The organism is Cellulomonas sp. P2_B4 (assembly GCF_056404795.1).
This window is the reverse complement of record NZ_JBFUDI010000046.1, coordinates 1-697: the sequence shown is the minus strand read 5'-3', so window position 1 is coordinate 697 and position 697 is coordinate 1. Positions and strand designations below refer to the sequence as shown.

Annotated in this window: 1 protein-coding gene; it reads left to right on the top strand. The window is 70.3% G+C overall.

Features of this window, described 5'->3' with window-relative positions:
- Nucleotides 1-602, top strand: a 602-nt coding sequence (locus tag AC1DZC_RS19990) for an alpha/beta fold hydrolase (RefSeq protein WP_477044486.1), incomplete at its 5' end; no start/stop codon positions are given.
- Between the last annotated feature and the right edge of the window lie 95 nt (nt 603-697).

The window sequence follows — 697 nt, the reverse complement described above, 5'->3', positions numbered from 1 at the left end:
ACCTCGAATCGCCGCTGGTCGTTGGCCATTCGCTCGGCGGCGCGGTGGCGCTCGCTCTGGCGCTCGATCATCCCGACAAGGTCGGCGGCCTCGCCCTGATCGCCCCGCTGACTCAGCCACAGGACCAGGTGCCGGCGGCGTTCCGTGGTATCGCCATCGCGTCGCCCGCGCTGCGCCGCGCCGTCGCCTGGACGCTGGCGACGCCGGTGGGGCTATTATCGGGCAGCAGGGGCGCGGTGGCGGTATTCGCGCCTGAGCCGGTTCCGCCCGACTTCGCCACGCTCGGCGGCGGCCAGCTCGTGCTGCGTCCCGGCGCCTTCCACGCCGCCTCGACCGATCTCGCCGCCGCGCGCGCCGACATGGCGGCGCTGGCCGCGCGCTATGGCGATCTCGCCGTGCCGGTCGCGATTCTGTTTGGCAGGGACGACCGGATTCTCGACCCGGCGATCCACGGCGCCCGGATCGCGGCCGATGTTCCCCGAGTCGCGCTGACGATGATCGATGGCGGCCACATGATCCCGATCACCGCCGCGGAGGCCGTCGCGCTGTGGATCCGCGAGCGCGTCGGGTCGCGTTTGAGCCCGGCGTCGAGGATTCGTTAATCTCTTGCGGGTAGACTGCACGCTATGAAGTTCGTGCTCGCCGCCATTTTCATGCTCGTAATGGGCGATCTCGCGTTTGCGCATGGCGCCAACAC